We start from the raw sequence: 16,045 nt of genomic DNA, 5'->3' as shown, positions 1-16,045 counted from the left end.
CCGGCTGGATCAGAACAGGCGGGGAATCCCGGACTCGACGCCCTTCATGTCGTCGTAGTCGAGGACGAGGCAGCGGATGCCGCGGTCCTCGGCGAGCACGCGCGCCTGCGGCTTGATCTCCTGGGCGGCGAACACGCCCTGCACGGGTGAGAGGTGGGGATCGCGGCCGAGCAGCTCGAGGTAGCGGGTGAGCTGCTCCACGCCGTCGATGTCGCCGCGGCGCTTGATCTCGACCGCGATCGCGGCGCCCTCGGCATCCCGCACCAGCAGGTCGACCGGCCCGATCGCGGTCGGGTACTCACGGCGAACCAGCGTGGCGCCCTCGCTGATTCGCTCGACCTGCTCGGCGAGCAGACGCTGCAGATCGGCCTCGACGCCGTCCTTCTGCAGGCCGGGGTCGATGCCGAGGTCGTGGCTCGAGTCGTGGATGATCTCGTAGATCTGCACCCGCAGCGCGTCGCCGGTCTTCTTGTGCGCCACGCGCCAGACGTCGATGACCCCGGCGCTGGCCTCCTCCTCTCCCGGCTCCTCGGTGGTGAGGGTGCATGGCGGGCTCATCCAGTTCAGCGGCTTGTAGCTGCCGCCGTCGGAGTGCACGAGCAGGCTCCCGTCCCCCTTGTGGACGAGCAGGCGGGTGGCGAGGGGCAGATGGGCATTGAGCCGGCCGGTGTAGTCGACCGAGCAGCGGGCGATGACGAGACGCACCTGTCGAGCCTAACGTTCGCGCTGAGTCGTCCTGCACGAATCGGCTATTTCATGAGTTGTCCACAGTCGCTGGTGCTCGGGAATGGTCAGGTCGAGAAGCACTCGTATTCTCGTGACATCAGCGGAATTCGGCAGCAGAATGGAGGCATGACCGTGTCGATCGAAGTGGTGACGACGATCGTCGGAGTGGCGACGCTCCTCGTCGCGCTGGCCGGTGGCTTCGGCTGGATGATCAACCGGATGGACGCGCGTTTTGCGCAGGTGGATCAGCGTTTCGCCCAGGTGGATCAGCGTTTCGCCCAGGTGGATGCGCGCTTTGCCGAGGTCGATCAGCGTTTCCGCGAGATCGATCGTGAGATCGCCGGTGTCAAGGCGGAGATCGCCAGGGTGGAGGTCTCGATCGCCCGCCTCGAGGGTCCGCCTCGGCGGCTCGAGAGACTCCCGTGACGCTTCCGCCGGCCCGTCATGCGCCTTCGGTCCGTCGGTGACGCTCTCCTAGCCGGTGAGTCCGGTCGGTCAGGGTGCAGGCGTCTTCTCATCCTCGCGCAGCGGACGCGCCGCACCGGATGCCGCTCCGGACGCGGCGACCAGGACGACGAGGATGAACAGCGTATTGAGCAGGCCGATGTGCTCGCTGATGAGCCCGAGAAGCGGAGGGCCGCAGAGGAAGGCCGCATAGCCGATGGTGGCCGCCGCGCTCACACGGGCCGCCGCTTTCGCGGGATCATCCGCCGCAGCGGACATTCCGAGGGGGAAGCCGAGCGAGGCGCCGATGCCCCAGAGCAGCGCACCGAGGAAGACCAGCGGCAGGTTCGGAGCCAGGATGAACAGCAGGATCCCACCTGCAGCGGAGACGGCGAGAACCCTCAGCACCAGGACTCGTCCGAAGCGGTCGACGAGCGGTCCGCCGACGATGCGCACCGCCGTCATCGCGACGGAGAACGCCGTGAGCGCGGCGGCGCCGACCCCGGGCCCCGCGCCGTGATCCTCGCTGACGCCGAGCGCCAGCCAGTCGTTCGCCCCGCCCTCGGCGAAGGCCATGCCCAGCATCACGACGCCGAGGACATAGGTGCGCGGCTCGCGCCACGCGGAGAGCGCGGTGTGCATGCGCTCGCGCCAGTGCGGCTTCTCGTGCGGTGTCGCCGGATCCAGCGCGGCTTCGCGCTTCGGGACGTTCGCGATGCTGACGAAGGCCGTGACGACGATGAGCACAGCGACCGCGATCGCGTGCGGGGCGACCGCCACCTGGACGGTCGCCGCGAGCCAGCTGATGCCGGCGCCGATCACGGTGCCGAAGCTGAAGAAGGCGTGGAACAGCGGCAGGATCGTCTTGCCCGCCTGCTGCTCGATCGCGGTCGCCTCGACGTTCATCATGACGTCGAGGCATCCGTTGCCGTAGCCGAACAGCGCCAGCCCGACGATGACGACGGGGAAGGACGCCAGAACCGTCGTCCCGAGGCCGATGAGCACGAGACCGGCGGACAGGGCGATCAGGAGCGTCAGCATGCCTCGGCGCGCGCCCGTGCGCGCCATCACGGCGGGGCTCGTCGAGATGCCGAGGATCGAGGCGATGCCCATGCCCAGCAGAAGCAGCCCGATCTGGGCGTTGTCGATGCCGAGGGCCAGCTTGATGTCCGGCACTCGCGCGGCCCAGGTCGCGATGGACACGCCACTGGCGAGGAAGACGGCGAAGATCGCGGTGCGCCAGCGCACGTACTGCGAACGGGTCAGCTCGATGTCCATGGGAGCCAGCGTAATCGAATCGATTCGATTCCGGGAAACCAGGCGCGTATCCTGATCGCATGGACACCGCTCCCCGTCGTGCGACCATCGCCGACGTCGCCCGCGCGGCAGGCGTCGCGACGTCGACGGCATCCGTCGTCTTCAGCGGGAAGGCGAAGGTCGCCGACGCCACGCGGGAACGCGTGCTCGCCGCGGCGGCATCGCTCGGCTACGCGGGGCCCGATCCCCGCGCGGCGTCGCTGCGCACCGGCCGGAGCGGCATCGTCGCGGTCGTCCTGGACGGCCCGTTGCGCACGGTCTTCCTCGATCCGGTGACGATCGCCATGATGGACGGCATCACGGACGGGCTCTCCGAGGTCGGCGCCGGCGTGCTGCTGCTGCGCGAGGACGCCGGGGAGGACGCCGCCAATCTCGCGAACGCCCCGGTGGACGCGGCTGTGCTGATCGGATGCTCTGGGCGCACCCGCGCCTCCCTGGAGACCGTGCGAGGGCGGGGCATCCCCGTCGTGGTCATCGAGGGGGACGCCGGGGAGGGCATCCCCCAGATCACACTGAACAGCGAGGATGCCGCGCGCGAGGTCGCCGCGCACGTGCACGGGCTCGGGCATCGGGATGTCGCCGTGCTGACCCTGCCCCTGGACAGTTCACGCGAACGCGGCCCCGTGACCCGGGAGCGTCTGGCCGCGGCGACCGTCGACGTGACGAGGGAGCGCCTCGCCGGTGTGCGCGCCGTGTTCCCCGACGCACTGGCCGTGTCCGCCGCGAACAGCTCGATCGACGAGGGGGTCATCGCAGGGCGCGCATTGCTCGCGGATCCGGCGACACGGCCCACCGCGGTGCTCGCGCAGAGCGATCTGCTCGCCGCGGGAGTCATCCGTGCGGCGGAGGAGCGCGGATTGCGCGTGCCGCAGGACCTCAGCGTCTCCGGCTTCGACGGCGTCAACGTGGACGGCATCGGCAGGCACATCCTCACGACGACGGTGCAGCCGGCGACGCAGAAGGGACGTGCGGCGGGGGAGCAGGTCGCTCGGATGCTGCGCGGCGAGCCGGCGGCGTCCCTGCACCTGACCTGCCGCTTCCGGGCCGGGACGACGACGGCTTCCCCTGCCCCGCGCTGATCCCGCCTGCATCGGTCGGGCCCGGGGTCGGCGATTCTCCTCGCGCTGCTGAATCCTGCGCATGCTGCGCGTTTCGCGACAGCGCGCGTAGGGACGAGCAGCGTGGCATCGGAGTGAGCAGCGCGAGAGCGGGGATGGGGAGCGCGAACGGGGGTGGGCAGCGCGACACGGAGAGGCGCAGCGCGAGGTCAGGATGGGGAGCGCGAGCGGGGATGGGGAGCGCAAGCGGGGACCGCGCGGCGCGGTCAGGGGTGCGGGAAGCCGAGCGGGAGCGATTCGGGGGAGAAGTCGTAGATCGTGTACCGGCCGCATGGGATCACATCCGTGGGCACGGCGGAGGACGTCAGCGACCAGTTCTGGGTCTGCTCGTCCTCGATGAGGAACGTCACCTCCGTCGCCGCGAAGTCGGCACGGTTCACCAGCCACGAATATCCGTTCAGCTGATGGTCGACCTGCACGAGCCGAGACGGATCCTCGAGATGCAGCTTGGGCAGGCGGACGGTCCAGAACTGCCCGGCCCCCGTCTGGTCCGAGGCGTCGATCCAGTCCGTGACGCAGACCAGATCGGCGTCCTGCGTGCTCGCCTGTGCGACGACCCGCGGGATGCCGAGCCCGGTGCCGACGAGCAGGACGACCGAGACGGCGGCGGTCACCGCGCCGGCGGCTCGACGCGACATCCGGCGCGCGGGTCCCGGGACCCGCGCGGATGCGACGAGAGCGAGAATCGGCGCGAAGGCGGCGGGCTCCAGATAGCGGGCGGCGTTCGTCCCCAGAGCGATCGCGCCGGTGACGACGACGAGCGGCAGCACCCAGGCGGATGCTGCGACGATCCGCTCCCCCCGCGACCTAGCCCGGAGCGTGCCTCGCACGGCGAGGACCAGGAGCCCGACGAGCAGGACTGCCGCGAGCCAGCCCGCCGGCGTCGCCAGACGGTCGGCGGCGAGTCCGGCGTAGTACGCGAGGGACTGCGGCCAGAGCTCCGGTCTGGCGTAGCCGATGCCGGAGTTCTCGATCCATGCTGCCAGCGGAATACGTCCGAGAAGGCCGACGGCGGTGCCGGCCGCGAGCCAGGTGAGCAGTGCGAGCATCTGCGAGCGGCCGGCAGCGCGCAGGGCCGCGAGGCCGAGCACGACGCCGAGGGGAACGGTCGCCCATGCGGCGAAGAGCGGATTGGAGAGGGTCGAGACGGCGCTGACCGCGGCCAGGAGGGCGAGCGATCCGGCGATCCGCCCCTCCCGGTCGCTCACGCGGCGGGCGATGCCGATCGCGAGCACCACGGCGACGACCGTGGCGGAGTAGTACGTCGTGGTGAGCAGGAGGGATGCGAGCTCGAGGGCGTCGCGGGAGCCGGACGTCTCGGTGACGGCGAGGAGGCCGAAGGCAGCGACCGCGACGAGCGACCAGGCGACCGGTGCCCGTCCCGGTGCCCGACGCCCTGCGACGAGCCGCACCGCGCCGTACAGGGCGACCATGTTCACAACCGCGTTCACGAGCAGGAGGGCGTCGATCCCCAGCGGAAGAGCCAGCCGCAGTGCGCTGAAGACGAGGGTCTCGGGGACGAACAGCACGGTGGACATCGACCAGTCCAGCCCGTCGCCCTCCAGGATCGACCGGGTGAACAGGGCGACGATCAGCGAGTCGCCGTCTCGCAGGAGCAAACCGCCGCGGGCTGTGGAGGCGACCTGTGCCGTCACGATCACGGCGATCGCGGCGGCGCCGATCCAGCCGGCGAGTTCTCGGATCCAGGTGCGCGTCACGGCATCCACTCTCGCATGCACGCACCGTCTCCTCCGGCGAAGGCGCTCACGCCGGACGGGTATGGGTGCGGAACCGCTCGGCGATCTCCTCGAGCGCGAGCCGGCTCTGCGCGGCGGCGACAACGAGATCGAAGGCGTCGTCGTTCGTGAAGGTGGGCACAATCCCGTTGATGCGCAGGAAAGCGAAGCTGAGGTACAGCGAGAGCCGCTTGTTGCCGTCGAACAAAGGGTGGTTCTGGGCGAGCGAGCTCACGAGTGCTGCGGCCTTGAGGTCGATCGTCTCGTAGGCATCGATGCCGAACATGCTTGCGGACGGACGAGCGAGCGCCGAGAACAGCAGACCTCGATCCCGCACCTGAAGTCCGAGGTGCTCAACGACCGCCAGGGCCTGTTCCGGTTCGATGTACTCGGTCATCCCTGGTTCAGGCGTCTTCGAGTCGCGCAATCGCATCCGCATACTGCTGGCCGACCTCGTCGACGGCGGCGAGGACGCGAGCAGTCTTGGACTCCGTGTCGGCGAAACGCGTCGCGGCCTCGATCAGGACCGCGTGCTTCGAGACATGCCGCTCTCGAGCGATCGTCTCGATCCGCGCGTCGAGTTCCTCGGGGAGGCGCACTGTCATAGCCATACCAGAATGATACCAACCCGGTGCACAGACCCGGCGAGGCTCTTCACCTCTCCATCACCCACCCGCGCTCGTAGACTCATCCTCGTGACCGATCCGATCCTTCCCCGCATCCGTCCCGAGATCGCCGCCCTGCCGCCGTATCGCCAGGGCAGGCAGGCAGGAGCGGATGCCTTCAAGCTCTCCAGCAACGAGAATCCCTTCGACCCGCTGCCCTCGGTGCTCGAGGCGCTGCAGGACACGGTCCCGATGAACCGCTACCCCGACGCCACGGCCGGAGCTCTGCGCACGCGGCTGGGCGAGCGCTACGGAGTCTCCGCCGACGCAGTGCACGTCGCCGCGGGCTCGGTGTCCATCCTGTACCAGCTCGTGCTCGCCGCCGCGTCGACGGGCGATGAGGTCGTGTTCGCGTGGCGATCCTTCGAGGCCTATCCGGGCATCCCGCTCATTGCGGGAGCCACCGGGGTTCCGGTTCCGCTCCGCGCGGATGCCGGTCACGATCTCGACGCGATGGCTGAAGCGGTGACCGAACGCACGCGCGTCATCATCGTCTGCACGCCCAACAACCCCACGGGTCCGATCGTCACGAGCGCCGAGTTCGCAGCCTTCGCCGAACGCGTCCCCTCCGATGTCCTGATCATTCTCGATGAGGCATATGCCGAGTTCGTGACGGCCGACGGCGCGGTCGACGGCCTGCGGGAGCGCCTCTTCGAGACGCATCCGAACGTCGTCGTGCTCCGCACGTTCTCCAAGGCCTTCGGGCTGGCCGGGCTGCGCATCGGCTATGCGATCGGCCACCCGCGTGTGCTGGATGCGGCGCGCAGCACCGGCATCCCGCTGTCGGTCACCTCGGCGGCCGAGCGCGCGGCGATCGCCAGCCTGGACGCGGAGGAGGAGCTGCGCGAGAGGGTCGCGGTGATCGTGGAGCGTCGGGCAGCCCTGCGGGACGGACTGCGCGCGCAGGGCTGGGAGGTGCCCGACGCCCAGGGGAACTTCGTCTGGCTCCCCGCGGGCGAGCGGACCGAGGAGATCGCGCAGGCGTTCGTCGAGGCCGACCTGATCGTGCGCCCCTTCGCCGGCGACGGCATCCGTATATCCGTGGGGGAGCATGAATCCGTGGAGAAGGTCCTACAGGTTTCCGAATCCGTTGTGCGGAGTCTCCAGCCCTAGGAGGACTTCCTCGGATAGCGTGGAACGGTGACCTCGTCAGAGACCGAACTCGTCCGCGTTCTGGAAGCAGACGGCCGTTTCGCCCCGAGCGCTGCCGCCGAGCCCTACCTGCCGCTGATCGATGCGATCGGTGATTCGGAGCTGGAGCAGTTCTACCGCGACATGGTGGTGATCCGGGCCATCGACGGTCAGGCGACCAACCTGCAGCGGCAGGGCCAGCTCGCGCTCTGGCCGCCGAGCAGGGGGCAGGAGGCGGCCCAGGTCGGCTCCGCGCACGCCGCCCGCCCGCAGGACGCCATCTTCCCCTCGTACCGTGAGCACGTGGTGACGCGCATCCGCGGCGTCGACCCGATCGACATCATCAAGGTGATGCGCGGTCTGTCGCACGGCGGCTGGGATCCGACCGACCCCAAGAACGGCAACACGCGCATCTACACGCTCGTGCTCGGCTCGCAGACGCTGCACGCCGCCGGCTACGCGATGGGCCTCGTCTTCGACGGCAGGACGGGCACCGGCGATCCGGAGCGGGACGAGGCCGTCGTCGTGTACTACGGCGACGGGGCCTCCAGCCAGGGCGACGTGCACGAGGCGATGGTGTTCGCCGCGAGCTACCAGGCGCCGACCGTGTTCTTCCTGCAGAACAACCACTGGGCGATCTCCGTGCCGGTGACGACGCAGTCGCGCGTCCCGCTCGTCGAGCGCAGCGCCGGCTACGGCATCCCGAGCGTCCGTGTCGATGGCAACGACGTCCTCGCCAGCTACGCCGTCTCGCGCGTGGCCCTGGAGGAGGCGCGCAGCGGAAAGGGACCGCGCGCGATCGAGGCGGTGACCTATCGCCTCGGCGCGCACACCACGAGCGACGATCCGACGAAGTACCGCGAGAGCTCCGAGGAGGAGTCGTGGGCGCGGCGCGACCCGATCCCCCGGATGCGCGCCTTCCTGGAGGGAAAGGGCGCCTCGGCGTCCTTCTTCGCCGACGTGGATGCCGAGGCCGCGGATGCCGCAGAGGATCTGCGCGTGCGCACGCTGGAGCTCCCCGTGCCGACCGCGGACAGCATGTTCGGGCACGTCTACAGCGAGCCGCACCCGCTGATGGACCAGCAGCGGGAGTGGCTGGCCCGGTACGAGGCGTCTTTCGAGGAGGGACGGGCATGAGCATCGAGACCATGCCGTTCAGCAAGGCTCTGAACGCCGGACTGCGCAAGGCGATGGAGGACGGCGAGAAGGTCCTGCTCATGGGCGAGGACATCGGCAGGCTCGGCGGGGTGTTCCGGATCACCGAGCATCTGCAGCGCGACTTCGGCGTCCAGCGCGTGCTGGACACGCCCCTGGCGGAGTCCGGCATCGTCGGCACGGCGATCGGACTGGCGATGGCGGGCTTCCGCCCGGTGGTCGAGATCCAGTTCGACGGCTTCGTGTTCCCCGCCTTCGACCAGATCACCACGCAGCTGGCCAAGCTCACCAACCGGCACGAGGGCGTGCTCAGCCTGCCGATCGTGATCCGGATCCCGTACGGCGGTCACATCGGAGCGGTCGAGCACCATCAGGAGAGCCCGGAGGCGTACTTCGCGCACACCCCCGGCCTGCGCGTGGTGAGCCCGTCGACGCCGAATGACGCGTACTGGATGATCCAGGAGGCGATCCGCTCGAAGGATCCGGTGATCTTCATGGAGCCGAAGAGCCGCTACTGGCACAAGGGGGAGGTCGAGCTCTCGGAGCCCGCTGTCCCGCTGCACTCCTCGCGCGTCGTGCGCCAGGGATCCGACGTCACCCTCGTCGGGCACGGGGCGATCGTGACGACGCTGCTCCAGGCCGCGGCGCTCGCCGAGGCGGAGGGCACCAGCTGCGAGGTCGTCGACGTGCGCTCGCTGTCGCCGATCGACTATGCGCCGATCCTCGACTCGGCGCGCAAGACCGGTCGGATGATATACGCGCAAGAGGCGCAGGGCCAGGCGAGCGTCGGCAGCGAGATCGCCGCGACCGTCATGGAGCAGGCGTTCTACGCGCTCGAGGCGCCCGTGATCCGGGTGTCCGGCTTCGACGTCCCCTTCCCGCCCGCCAAGCTCGAGGGGGTGTACCTGCCGGATGCCGACCGCATCCTCGAGGCCGTCGATCGATCCCTCTCCTACTGACCCGCCATCCGTCCTCCCGCTCGTCGAGCGGCCGACCTCCTCCCGCTCGTTGAGCGGCCAAACTTCATCCCGCTCGTTGAGCGGCTGACCTCCTCCCGCTCGTTGAGCGAGCGAAGCGAGTCGAAACGCAGCAACGCGAAAGGCACACGATGAGCACTCAGAACTTCCATCTGCCGGACGTCGGCGAAGGTCTCACCGAGGCCGAGATCGTGACATGGAAGGTCGCCCCCGGTGACGAGGTCGCGATCAACGACGTCATCTGCGAGATCGAGACCGCCAAGTCCCTCGTGGAGCTGCCGTCGCCGAGCGCGGGCGTCGTCGGCGAGATCCTCGTCCCGGAGGGGACGACCGTGGAGGTCGGGACGCCGATCATCAGCTTCGTGTCCGATGCCGCGCCCACTCCGGCTGCCCCCACCGTCCCCGCGGCGGGCGAGGGCGGCGGATCGGTCCTCGTGGGCTACGGCAGCGGCTCGGGGGCAACCTCCCGTCGTCGTAAGCCCGCCCAGCGCCCGGTGCGCTCTTCGGTGGGCGTGATCGCCAAGCCTCCGATCCGCAAGCTCGCCCGCGACCTCGGCGTCGATCTCGCCGCAGTGACTCCCACCGGCGTGGACGGGGAGGTCACGCGCGAGGACGTCGTCCAGCACGCCTCGCAGGCCAGCGTGTTCCGCAACATCGAGACCCCGGAATGGGGCACGGTGCGCGAGGAGACCGTCCCCGCCCCGCAGAACGCGCCGATCGGGCTCGCCCGCGGTGTCGCTCCGGCATCCGCCCCCGGCGGCGTCAACGAGGCGGGCAGCGAGGCGATCCCCGTCAAGGGCGTGCGCAAGGCGAGCGCCTCGGCGATGGTGCAGAGCGCGTACAGCGCCCCGCACGTGACGGTGTGGAGGGACGTCGACGCCACGCGCACGATGGAGCTCGTCCGGCGGCTCAAGGCCTCGCCGGACTACGCCGACATCAAGGTGTCGCCGCTGCTCATCGTCGCCCGCGCCGTGATCTGGGCGGTCCGTCGGACCCCGATGGTCAATGCGGCCTGGGTCGAGGGCGAGAACGGCGCCGAGATCCTGGTGCGCCATTACGTCAACCTCGGCATCGCCGCGGCGACGCCGCGCGGACTGCTCGTGCCGAACATCAAGGACGCCCAGGATCTCAGCATGAAGGATCTCGCCCGCGCCCTGAACCGCCTCACCGTCACCGCGCGCGAGAACAAGACCCCGCCGGCCGACCAGCAGGGCGGCACGATCACGATCACCAACATCGGCGTCTTCGGGATGGACGGCGGCACGCCGATCATCAACCCCGGCGAGGCGGGGATCATCGCGATGGGCACGATCAGTCAGAAGCCATGGGTGGTGGACGGCGAGGTGCGGCCCCGCTACGTCACCACGGTCGCCGGATCGTTCGATCACCGCGTGATCGACGGCGATAGCATGAGCCGCTTCGTCGCGGACGTCGCCGCGATCCTCGAGGAGCCTGCGCTGCTCGTCGACTGACGCGTCCAGGACGAAGCGAAGGCGGGGAGGTGCGAACGATCGCCCTCCCCGCCTTCCCCAGCCTCAATCGGCCATCGACACCGACGTGAAGTCGAGCCACCAGCTCTTGGGCTGCTGGAATCCCTGCACGGCTGACGACATGGCACGCGGCGCGGTGTCGTTCGCCACGAACAGCCACGCGGCATCCTCGGTCACCAGATGTCCCACCTGCGTGAGCAGGGCAGCGCGTTCAGCGTCGTCCACGGTCACCAGCGCTTGGTCGTAGAGCGCTTCGGCTTCCTCATTGCAGTAGTTGAAGAAGTTGCCGTCGCAGCCGAACCAGAATCCCTTCCAGCTGGAGGGCTGTTCCAGGCTGAAGGCCTGGTTGGCCGCCTGCCAGCCGGTGTTGCCCTCGCCGAGCTGCGCGTACATGCCTGAGAAGTCGACGGGTTCCAGCGACACGTTGATGCCCACCTCTGCCAGCTGGGCCTGCAGCGCCTCGTTCATGGCCTTGGCCTGCATCGATCCGGACCCCGCCGTGATGTAGCCCACGGTGACGTCAAGCCCGTCGGGGTATCCAGCCTCCGAGAGGAGCGCCTCGGCCTTGTCCGGATCGTACGAGTAGAGGTCGTCCTCCGCGGTGTAGTACAGGCTCGCCTCGGCGAACATCTGAGCAGCAGGGGCAGCCGTGCCGTGCAGCAGGTCGTTGGCGATCGCCTCTCGATCGATCGCGTAGTTCATGGCCTGGCGCACGCGGATGTCGTCGAACGGGGCCTCGGTGGTCATCAGCTGCCACGACCACTCCCAGTCGAAGGCGTTTCCTGTCGTGACGAAGCCGGCATCCTCAAGGCCCGCCAGGTCATCGGGCAGCGCGGCCTCGATCCAATCGACCCGTCCGGAGCGCAGCGCGGCCGTGCGCGCGGACGCGTCGGGGATCAGCTCGACCGTCAGCCGGTCGAGCTTGGCCACGTCCCCCCAGTAGTCCTCATTGCGAGTGAATGAGATCGACTGATTCTGCGCGAGCGAGTCGAAGACGAACGGTCCCGTGCCTACGGGATGCGTCGCCTGACCAGCGGCTCCGGACTCGTCCAGCGAGGTCGGGCTGGCGAAGTAGACGTTGTAGAGGTCCGCCAGGAAGAAGGCGAACGGTTGGTTCAAGACAAAGGTCACGGTCATGTCGTCGACCTTCTCGACCGAATCGACAAAGGTGAGGACGGTGTAATACGTGATCAGCACCGGATCGAAGTTGGGGTCGGTCTCATCGGTGTAGCGGGTGATGTTGTAGATCAGGGCATCCGCATCCCAGGCGGTGCCGTCATGGAACGTGACGCCCTCCTGAAGATGGAAGGTGTACTGCAGGCCGTCCTCTGAGACATCCCACGACTCCGCGAGCGCCGGCGCCACACCTGCGGGCGCGTTCGGGTCGGAGACATCGCGCTTGGTGAGTCCTTCGTAGACGAGGTTGCCGATCAATCGCTGGCCTTCGTATCCGGCGGTCGTGATCGCGCCGGTGTCGAGGCTGGGGAAGGAGGCCATCTGGGAACCGACGACCAGCTCCTGTTCTCCGTCGGATGCGCCGGTCGATGGCGATCCGCCGGAGGCGCAGGCCGAGAGTGCAAGACTGGCCGTCAGGAGGACGCTCGCGACTGCGGCCGCTCGTCTGCGGCGTGGGGATGGGGTGTTCATCTCTCTCCTCGTATTCGCTGTGGTGGTAAGGGGGTGGTGCGGTCATCAGGCGTGCATCAGGGTGCGCGCCGCCAGAAGCTCTCGGGTGTAGGGGTCGGCCGGGTCGGCCAGCACTGCGGCGGTCTTGCCGGATTCCACCGCATGGCCGCGGTTGAGGACGAGGACGTCGTCCGCGATGTGCTCGACGACCGCCAGATCGTGCGTGATGAAGAACATCGCCACGCCGAGGCTCGCTTGGAGGTCGGCGAACGTGTTCAGCACCTGAGCCTGGACGGACTTGTCGAGGGCCGACACCGCTTCGTCGCAGATCAGGAGCTTCGGCCGCGTGGCGATCGCGCGGGCGATCGCCACGCGCTGCGCCTGTCCGCCGGACAGCTCGTGGGGGAAGGCGTGAATGTAGTCGGGGGCGAGTGCGACCGCTGCGAGGAGGTCGGCGGAGCGCGACGACCACTCCCGGCGTGCGACGCCCTGCGCACGCAACTGGAACGCCAGGCTGCCGCCGATCGTCATCGTCGGGTTCAGCGCATTGCGAGGATCCTGCGGCACGAGCTGGAAGTCCCGGCGTGCCAGCCGCAGTTGTCGTGGGGTCAGAGCGAACAGATCGCGACCGTCCAGGCGCACCGAGCCGGCGTCGGGACTCATCAGACGCATCACGATGCGACCGAGCGTGGACTTGCCGCTGCCGGACTCGCCGACGACCCCGAGCGTGCGCCCGGGACCGATCGAGAAGCTGACGTCGTGCAGCGCGGTGAAGTCGCCGAAGCGCTTCACGATCCCGGAGCCTTCCAGTATGGCGCTCATGCGACCTCTTCCTCTGCTCCGTCTGCGACGGCGTGTCCCGGCGCGACCTCGTGAAGCGCGCCCCAGTCGCGCCGCATTCGCACGGAGTCGGGCACGACGGCCAGCCGTCCGCGTGCGACACCGGCCGAGGGCTCGGCGGCGAGCAGTGCACGGGTGTACTCGTGGCGCGGATCGCGCAGCACGTCGGGGGCGTACCCGAGCTCGACGATCTGGCCGCCCAGCATCACCGCGACGCGGTCCTGCGACTGAGAGGCGATGAGCGTCGCGACACCGATATCGTGCGTGATGAACAGGATCGCGGTGTGCAGCCGGTTGCGCAGGTCGTCGAGCAGGCGCACGACGTGCGCTCCCACGGCCGCGTCAAGCGCGCTCGACGGCTCATCGGCCACGATCAGCTCGGGCCCGCAGCTGATCGCGATAGCGATCGCGATCCGCTGGCGCATCCCGCCCGAGACTTCGTGGGGGTAGCAGCGCATCACGCGTTCGGCATCGCGGATCTGCACCTGTTCGAGCAGTTCCAGGGCGCGGGACTCGGCCGCCGAGCGCTCCGAGTGCTGCCGATGCTGCAGAAGGGTCTCGATGATCTGAGATCCGATCCGGCGCATCGGATCCAGTGAGGAATTGGGATCCTGGGGGACCATGCTGATGCGGGCTCCGTGCAGCTTCCGCAGCCGGGATGCCGGTGCGCTGATGAGGTCGACGCCGTCGAAGTACGATGTCCCGCTCACCGTCGCCGTCCGGGCCGCGAGGCCTGTCACAGCACGGGCGAACACTGACTTGCCGCTTCCCGACTCGCCGAGCAGCACAGTCACCTGGCGCTTTTCGAGACCGAGCCCGAGAGAGTCCACCACGGTGCTGGCGCCGCCGCCCGACCGGGGGAATGACACGCTGACCGAGGTGGCGTCGAGCACGAGGGCCGCCGAGTCGTCCAGCCCGCCGGCAGGTGGTGCGAGGAGAGGTTCGTTCATGACTGCTGTCCCTTTCCGGAGATCGCGTCGCGGATGCCGTCGCCGATGAGCGGGAAGAGCATCGACAGCAGGAGGATCATGGCTACGGGGGCGAGTGCCAACGTCGGGTCGCTGTAGACGGCCGCCTGCATCTCGTAGAGGATCGATCCGAGCTCGGGTTGGGGCGAGGGCACGCCGAGGCCGATGAACCCGAGGCCGCCAGAGATGGCGACGTTGGCACCGACCAATGAGGTCGAGTAGGCGAGAACGGCTGGCAGCGTCACCGGGACGATCTGCTGGAGCAGTATCGTCCCGCCGGTCGCCCCGCTCGAACGCGCCGCCGTCACGAAGTCGAGTTCGCGGATGCGGGCGACCTCGGTCTCAGCGATGCGCGCTATCGGTGCGATCCATACGAGGGTGAGCGCGAGGATCAGCGTGCCGAGGCCGACGCCCAGGGAGATCGCGAGCAGCAGTGCCAGGAGCACGCCGGGGAACGCGAAGAGCAGATCGACTCCGCGCATCATGATCGTGTTGGTGATCTTGCCCGTCAGACCGGCGATCGTCCCGATAGCGAGACCGAGAACGGTGGCGATGACGATGGGGACGACGCTCACGATCAGCGATGTGCGGGTGCCATAGACGAGACGACTGAGCAGGTCTCGACCTTGGGTGTCGGTGCCGAGCACATGGCCGTCCGTGAAGAAGGGGAGCAGTCGTTCCGACAGCGATCCGGTGAGCGGATCGGGGACCGGCAGCAGGGGAGCGGCGAGGAGGATCAGGGCGAGCAGGGCGACGATGGCGAGCGAGACGAGCGACCGCAGCGGCATGCGGCTGAGCACGGACCGGCGACGGAATCGTGGGGCGGGAGCCAGCGAGGCGCCGGGTGCGGTGGGGATCGGGGGTGCGGCGAGTGCGGTCATGCGCGTCCCTTTCTGATTCGCGGGTCGAGGAGGGCGTTGACGACGTCGGCGATGAGAAGGACGAACACGAAGATCATCGCGATGATCAGAGCGACGGCTTGGACGAGGGTGTAGTCGCGCAGGCTCACCGATTGCACGATGAGTGCGCCGAGGCCGGGGATGCTGAAGATCTGCTCGACGAACAGTGCGCCGCCCAGCATCGTGCCGACCTGGATGCCGAGCACCGTGATCATCGGTGGGAGCGCGTTGTGGTGCGCGTGCACGGCCATTCGCCAGGGGGAGAGCCCGCGCGCCTGCAGGGTGGGCAGGAGGTCGGTCGACTGCAGCGTGGAGATCGACGTCTTCAGCGACCGCGCCATCTGCGCGCCCGGCGCGAGGGCGAGAGCGGTTGCGGGGAGGAGGAGGTGCGCGCCGATGTCACCGATCGAGCCGTCCCCGCGCGTGGAGACGCCCCCGGCCGGGAAAATGGGCCAGATGACGGCGAGCAGGATGAGCAGGACGAGGGCGACCGTGTATTGCGGAGCCGACAGGAAGAGGGACTCGACCCAGTCGGTCGCGCGGCGGACCCGACGGAACCGCGTCGTGGCCAGGTTCCCCATGGCGAGCGCGAGCACGATCGCCAGGATGCTGGCCATTCCGCCGAGGAGGAGCGTGTTCGTGAGCGCGGGCCCGATGATGTCGGTCACGGGGCGGCCCTGGCTGTAGGAGTAGCCGAGGTCGCCGCTGAGCGTCTGGCCGAGCCAGATCGCGAACTGAGACATCAGGGGCTGGTCCAGGCCCATCACCTCGCGCAGCTTCTCGCGCTCGGCCGGGCTGCTATCGGTTCCGAGGATCGTCAGGGCAGGGTCGCCCGGGATGGCGCGAATGGCGAAGAACACGACCACGGCGATGAAGAGCGCCGTCAGGATGGTCATGACGACACGACCGCTCACGAGGCGCACTAACCGATTCTGTGCGATGGCTTTGTAGTC

General features: G+C 68.9%; 16 protein-coding genes. 6 read left to right on the top strand and 10 right to left on the bottom strand.

The window, feature by feature from the left end; all coding sequences use genetic code 11:
• Positions 1-9: 9 nt before the first annotated feature.
• Positions 10-705 (bottom strand): endonuclease NucS, encoded by a 696-nt coding sequence (nucS, locus tag ACYVGQ_RS03335; RefSeq protein ID WP_460783101.1) that lies wholly within the window; start codon positions 703-705, stop codon positions 10-12.
• A 147-nt stretch (positions 706-852) separates the two neighbouring features.
• Between nucS and ACYVGQ_RS03330 the strand changes: the two genes are divergently transcribed.
• A complete protein-coding gene (locus tag ACYVGQ_RS03330; RefSeq protein WP_460783100.1) occupies positions 853-1,152 on the top strand; it encodes a response regulator in 300 nt (99 codons plus the stop codon).
• 69 nt (positions 1,153-1,221) lie between these two features.
• Here ACYVGQ_RS03330 and ACYVGQ_RS03325 read toward each other — a convergent pair whose 3' ends face one another.
• Complete coding sequence (locus ACYVGQ_RS03325; protein ID WP_460783099.1) at positions 1,222-2,448, bottom strand: MFS transporter; 1,227 nt, start codon at positions 2,446-2,448, stop codon at positions 1,222-1,224.
• A 59-nt stretch (positions 2,449-2,507) separates the two neighbouring features.
• Here ACYVGQ_RS03325 and ACYVGQ_RS03320 point away from each other — a divergent pair, with 59 nt between their 5' ends.
• Positions 2,508-3,566, top strand: a complete 1,059-nt coding sequence (locus ACYVGQ_RS03320; protein WP_460783098.1) for a LacI family DNA-binding transcriptional regulator — start codon at positions 2,508-2,510, stop codon at positions 3,564-3,566.
• 245 nt (positions 3,567-3,811) lie between these two features.
• Here ACYVGQ_RS03320 and ACYVGQ_RS03315 read toward each other — a convergent pair whose 3' ends face one another.
• Genes ACYVGQ_RS03315 through ACYVGQ_RS03305 form a run of 3 tightly spaced genes read right to left on the bottom strand, consistent with a single transcriptional unit; the run spans position 3,812 to position 5,952 of the window.
• Positions 3,812-5,323, bottom strand: coding sequence for a hypothetical protein (locus tag ACYVGQ_RS03315; RefSeq protein WP_460783097.1), 1,512 nt, complete (start codon positions 5,321-5,323; stop codon positions 3,812-3,814).
• A 46-nt stretch (positions 5,324-5,369) separates the two neighbouring features.
• The gene (locus tag ACYVGQ_RS03310; RefSeq protein WP_460783096.1) at positions 5,370-5,738 is read right to left on the bottom strand and encodes a type II toxin-antitoxin system death-on-curing family toxin; all 369 of its coding nucleotides are present in this window, start codon (positions 5,736-5,738) and stop codon (positions 5,370-5,372) included.
• A 7-nt stretch (positions 5,739-5,745) separates the two neighbouring features.
• Positions 5,746-5,952: a ribbon-helix-helix protein, CopG family gene (locus tag ACYVGQ_RS03305; RefSeq protein WP_460783095.1), complete on the bottom strand. Its 207-nt coding sequence runs from the start codon at positions 5,950-5,952 to the stop codon at positions 5,746-5,748.
• Between the two features lie 84 nt (positions 5,953-6,036).
• Here ACYVGQ_RS03305 and ACYVGQ_RS03300 point away from each other — a divergent pair, with 84 nt between their 5' ends.
• The 4 genes from ACYVGQ_RS03300 to ACYVGQ_RS03285 all read left to right on the top strand — a co-directional run bounded on the left by ACYVGQ_RS03300 (position 6,037) and on the right by ACYVGQ_RS03285 (position 10,741).
• Positions 6,037-7,119: a histidinol-phosphate transaminase gene (locus ACYVGQ_RS03300; protein ID WP_460783094.1), complete on the top strand. Its 1,083-nt coding sequence runs from the start codon at positions 6,037-6,039 to the stop codon at positions 7,117-7,119.
• Positions 7,120-7,146: 27 nt separating this feature from the next.
• Complete coding sequence (locus ACYVGQ_RS03295; protein WP_460783093.1) at positions 7,147-8,274, top strand: thiamine pyrophosphate-dependent dehydrogenase E1 component subunit alpha; 1,128 nt, start codon at positions 7,147-7,149, stop codon at positions 8,272-8,274.
• Positions 8,271-9,251: an alpha-ketoacid dehydrogenase subunit beta gene (locus tag ACYVGQ_RS03290; RefSeq protein WP_460783092.1), complete on the top strand. Its 981-nt coding sequence runs from the start codon at positions 8,271-8,273 to the stop codon at positions 9,249-9,251. Before ACYVGQ_RS03295 ends, ACYVGQ_RS03290 begins: the two co-directional genes overlap by 4 nt.
• Positions 9,252-9,400: 149 nt before the next feature.
• Positions 9,401-10,741 (top strand): dihydrolipoamide acetyltransferase family protein, encoded by a 1,341-nt coding sequence (locus tag ACYVGQ_RS03285; protein ID WP_460783091.1) that lies wholly within the window; start codon positions 9,401-9,403, stop codon positions 10,739-10,741.
• A 63-nt stretch (positions 10,742-10,804) separates the two neighbouring features.
• Here the strand turns inward: ACYVGQ_RS03285 and ACYVGQ_RS03280 are convergent, their stop codons facing one another.
• From ACYVGQ_RS03280 to ACYVGQ_RS03260, 5 genes are read right to left on the bottom strand one after another with little or no spacing between them, the layout of a single operon-like run.
• Positions 10,805-12,406, bottom strand: coding sequence for an ABC transporter substrate-binding protein (locus ACYVGQ_RS03280; RefSeq protein WP_460783090.1), 1,602 nt, complete (start codon positions 12,404-12,406; stop codon positions 10,805-10,807).
• Between the two features lie 45 nt (positions 12,407-12,451).
• Entirely contained in the window at positions 12,452-13,207 is a 756-nt protein-coding gene (locus ACYVGQ_RS03275; RefSeq protein WP_460783089.1) for an ABC transporter ATP-binding protein, read from the bottom strand.
• Positions 13,204-14,175: an ABC transporter ATP-binding protein gene (locus tag ACYVGQ_RS03270; RefSeq protein WP_460783087.1), complete on the bottom strand. Its 972-nt coding sequence runs from the start codon at positions 14,173-14,175 to the stop codon at positions 13,204-13,206. The genes ACYVGQ_RS03275 and ACYVGQ_RS03270 overlap by 4 nt, the downstream gene beginning before the upstream one ends.
• Positions 14,172-15,074 carry an ABC transporter permease gene (locus ACYVGQ_RS03265; RefSeq protein ID WP_460783086.1) on the bottom strand — a complete coding sequence of 301 codons (903 nt, stop codon included), beginning with the start codon at positions 15,072-15,074 and terminating at the stop codon, positions 14,172-14,174. The genes ACYVGQ_RS03270 and ACYVGQ_RS03265 overlap by 4 nt, the downstream gene beginning before the upstream one ends.
• Entirely contained in the window at positions 15,071-16,015 is a 945-nt protein-coding gene (locus tag ACYVGQ_RS03260) for an ABC transporter permease (protein WP_460783085.1), read from the bottom strand. The genes ACYVGQ_RS03265 and ACYVGQ_RS03260 overlap by 4 nt, the downstream gene beginning before the upstream one ends.
• Between the last annotated feature and the right edge of the window lie 30 nt (positions 16,016-16,045).

This window comes from Microbacterium tumbae (assembly GCF_054780175.1).
Note: the sequence above shows the minus strand (reverse complement) of the source record. Positions and strands in the feature narration are given on the sequence as shown.

What these genes read in the sequence shown, in the direction of transcription:
- ACYVGQ_RS03330 (WP_460783100.1), top strand. Translation starts at nt 853, where the DNA reads ATGACCGTGTCGATCGAAGTGGTGACGACGATCGTCGGAGTGGCGACG.
- ACYVGQ_RS03275 (WP_460783089.1), bottom strand. Translation starts at nt 13,207, where the DNA reads ATGAGCGCCATACTGGAAGGCTCCGGGATCGTGAAGCGCTTCGGCGAC.
- ACYVGQ_RS03305 (WP_460783095.1), bottom strand. Translation starts at nt 5,952, where the DNA reads ATGGCTATGACAGTGCGCCTCCCCGAGGAACTCGACGCGCGGATCGAG.
- ACYVGQ_RS03320 (WP_460783098.1), top strand. Translation starts at nt 2,508, where the DNA reads ATGGACACCGCTCCCCGTCGTGCGACCATCGCCGACGTCGCCCGCGCG.
- ACYVGQ_RS03270 (WP_460783087.1), bottom strand. Translation starts at nt 14,175, where the DNA reads ATGAACGAACCTCTCCTCGCACCACCTGCCGGCGGGCTGGACGACTCG.
- ACYVGQ_RS03280 (WP_460783090.1), bottom strand. Translation starts at nt 12,406, where the DNA reads ATGAACACCCCATCCCCACGCCGCAGACGAGCGGCCGCAGTCGCGAGC.
- ACYVGQ_RS03265 (WP_460783086.1), bottom strand. Translation starts at nt 15,074, where the DNA reads ATGACCGCACTCGCCGCACCCCCGATCCCCACCGCACCCGGCGCCTCG.
- ACYVGQ_RS03310 (WP_460783096.1), bottom strand. Translation starts at nt 5,738, where the DNA reads ATGACCGAGTACATCGAACCGGAACAGGCCCTGGCGGTCGTTGAGCAC.
- ACYVGQ_RS03325 (WP_460783099.1), bottom strand. Translation starts at nt 2,448, where the DNA reads ATGGACATCGAGCTGACCCGTTCGCAGTACGTGCGCTGGCGCACCGCG.
- ACYVGQ_RS03285 (WP_460783091.1), top strand. Translation starts at nt 9,401, where the DNA reads ATGAGCACTCAGAACTTCCATCTGCCGGACGTCGGCGAAGGTCTCACC.
- ACYVGQ_RS03290 (WP_460783092.1), top strand. Translation starts at nt 8,271, where the DNA reads ATGAGCATCGAGACCATGCCGTTCAGCAAGGCTCTGAACGCCGGACTG.